Annotated in this window: 3 protein-coding genes and 1 pseudogene; all 4 read left to right on the plus strand. The window is 72.3% G+C overall.

Annotated features, from left to right (window positions below; all coding sequences use genetic code 11):
• Nucleotides 1–154 (plus strand): annotated as a pseudogene (locus VG296_RS32800) (recombinase RecB); the annotation flags it as partial.
• Between the two features lie 221 nt (nucleotides 155–375).
• The gene (locus tag VG296_RS12465; protein WP_349259538.1) at nucleotides 376–1,425 is read left to right on the plus strand and encodes an ATP-binding cassette domain-containing protein; all 1,050 of its coding nucleotides are present in this window, start codon (nucleotides 376–378) and stop codon (nucleotides 1,423–1,425) included.
• 6 nt (nucleotides 1,426–1,431) lie between these two features.
• The gene (locus VG296_RS12470) at nucleotides 1,432–2,211 is read left to right on the plus strand and encodes an ABC transporter permease (RefSeq protein WP_325565835.1); all 780 of its coding nucleotides are present in this window, start codon (nucleotides 1,432–1,434) and stop codon (nucleotides 2,209–2,211) included.
• 142 nt (nucleotides 2,212–2,353) lie between these two features.
• On the plus strand, nucleotides 2,354–2,792 hold a 439-nt coding region (locus tag VG296_RS12475), incomplete at its 3' end, for an HAD family phosphatase (RefSeq protein WP_325565836.1).

Here is a 2,792-nt window from a genome sequence, read left to right on the forward strand (position 1 = left end):
GGCGCGGGACACCGGGGACTGGCGGCCGCGGCCCTCGAGGCTGTGCGACTGGTGCAGGCACAAGGCGCTGTGCCCGGAGTTCGGCGGGACGCTCCCGCCCCTGCCCGAGCGCGGGCAGCCGGGGCACGCGGCGGTCGCTTCGGCGGAGTCGTAGCGGAATTCGGCGCGGTGACAGGTCCCCCGGTCGCGGAGGTCACGGCCGAGCGGGCGGAGCTGATCGCCAAGGGGTACCTCGACGTGCTCGCGGCGGCGGTCATGCGGCGGGGCCCCGGCAGGCGCGCTCGGCGGCGGCTCCGATTATTTCGGGTGACCAGGCACGTTCTACAGAAGTAGGCTGCCCGGGCGGCAAATCAGAGGGGAACCGCACAGATGGCAATCATCGAGGCCAGCGGCCTCGCACGGGACTTCAAGAGCCGCAAGCGCACCGTGCACGCGGTGCGCGGAGTGGACCTGACCGTCGGGGAAGGGGAGATCGTCGGCTTCCTCGGGCCGAACGGCGCGGGCAAGACCACGACGCTGCGCATGCTGACCACGCTGCTGCGGCCGACCGCGGGCACGGCGACCGTCGCGGGCGCCGACCTGCTGCGCGACCCGCTCGGGGTGCGCAAGCGGATCGGCTTCGTGCCGCAGGCGATCGGCCGGACGCAGGGCGGCACCAGCGACAACGCCCTGGTCATCGAGGAACTGATGGACCAGGGCACGGCCTACCGCATTCCGCGCGCGGAGACGGCGCGCCGCGCCGCCGCCCTCGTCGAGCAGCTCGACCTCGGCGGGCTCGGCCAGCGGTACGTGAAGACCCTGTCCGGCGGGCAGCGGCGGCGGCTTGAGATCGCGCTCGGCCTGGTGCACCAGCCGCCGCTGGTGTTCCTCGACGAGCCGACCACCGGGCTCGACCCGCAGTCGCGGTCGAACATGTGGGAGCACATCAGGCGGCTGCGCTCGGACCTCGGCACCACGGTCTTCCTGACCACGCACTACCTGGACGAGGCGGACGCGCTCTGCGACCGGCTCTTCGTCATCGACCACGGAGTCACCGTGGCGGTCGGCACGCCGGACGCGCTGAAGCGCCACGTATCCGGAGATGTCGTGACATTGTCGGTCAACGGGGCGACGGAGTCCGCCCGGACGCTGCTGACCGACTCGCCCGTGGTGCGCGAGCTCACGGTGGCCGACGGGTCGCTGCGGCTGACCGTGGAGCACGGCGAGGAGGCGCTGCCCGTGCTGCTGCGGACGCTGGACGGCGCCGGCATCACGATGAGCTCGATCAGCCTGTCCCGGCCGACCCTGGACGACGTGTTCCTGACGCTCACCGGGCGCTCGCTGCGGGACGACTCGCCCGGCGGCGCGGAAGGCGCGGGCGGCGAGCCAGAGCTAGCGGGCATCGCCGGTACTTCCGGCGTGAACGAGACCGCGGGCAAGGAGTAGAGGGACATGTCATTCATCAGCGACACGCTGTTCGTCTACCGCCGCCAGCAGCGGCTGATCCTGCGGGTGCCCGCGTTCCTCATCGTCGGCGTGCTCCAGCCCATCCTCTACCTGGCGCTGTTCGGGCCGCTGCTGACCAGGCTGCCGGCCGGCACGCTGAGCGGCGGTTCCGGGAGCGGCGGCACGGCCGAGGCGTACCGTTTCTTTGTGCCAGGGCTGCTGATCCAGCTGGCGCTGTTCGGCTCGACGTTCGTCGGGTTCGCGATCATCTCCGAGTGGCGGGCCGGGATCATCGAGCGGTACCGGGTCACGCCGGTCTCGCGGGTCGCGCTGCTGACCGGGCGGGTGCTGCGCGACGTCGTCACCCTGATCGTGCAGTCGACCGTGCTGATCCTCGCGGGCCTCGCGTTCGGGCTGCGCGCGCCCCTCGGCGCGGTGCTGCTGTCGTACGTGTACCTGGTGCTCGTCGCGATCGGTCTCTCTTCGCTGTCGTACGCGGTGGCGCTGCAGCTGAAGAGCGAGGACGCGTTCGCGCCGCTGGTCAACTCCGTGGTGGTGCCGCTGATCCTGCTCTCCGGCGTGATGCTGCCGATGACGCTCGGGCCGGGCTGGCTGCAGGGAATCGCGCGGATCAGCCCGTTCCGCTACATCATCGACGCCATGCGGGAGGCGTACGCCGGGCGCTACTGGGACGCGGTCACGGTGGAGGGGCTCTGCGTGGCCGTCGGCACGGCAGCGGTGCTGCTCTGGCTGGGCTCGCGCGTCTTCGTCAGCGAGAACGCGTGACGCTTGGACGCGTTAGCTGACCAGCCGCAAGGCGCGTGATGCGGCTGATCCGCCGCACGCGGCACAGCGCGGGGCCGGCGATGATGGGGTGGCGGCGCGCCTCGGTGCACGCGGACAGGCCGGTGCTAGGAGAGGGGATTGCGTGACCGACGGGCTCGCGGCGGTGCTTTTCGACATGGACGGGCTGCTCGTAGACACCGAGCCGCTGTGGTTCGAGACCGAGACCGAGGTCATGGCCCGGCTGGGCGGCCCCTGGTCCAAGGACGACCAGGAACGGCTGCTCGGCGGCTCCATGGACAACACGGTCGGCTACCTGCTGGCCAGGGCGACGCGGCCCGCGCCGCCCGCCGACGTCGCCCGCTGGATGACCGAGGGCATGCTCGGGCGCGCGGCCGACGGCCGGGTCGTCGTCCGGCCGGGCGTCCGTGAGCTGCTCGCCGAGGTGGCGGCCGCCGGCATCCCGTCCGCGCTGGTGACCGGGTCGCAGCGGCTCTTCACCGAGGCGGTGCTCGCCGGCACCGGCTTTCGCTTCGCGGTGACGGTCACCGCCGACGACGTGGCGCGGACCAAGCCGGACCCGG

The organism is Actinospica sp., from assembly GCF_035552695.1.
Classification (GTDB): domain Bacteria; phylum Actinomycetota; class Actinomycetes; order Streptomycetales; family Catenulisporaceae; genus Actinospica.

Coding starts and splice junctions, on each gene's coding strand:
- VG296_RS12470 (WP_325565835.1), top strand. CDS start 1,432: ATGTCATTCATCAGCGACACGCTGTTCGTCTACCGCCGCCAGCAGCGG.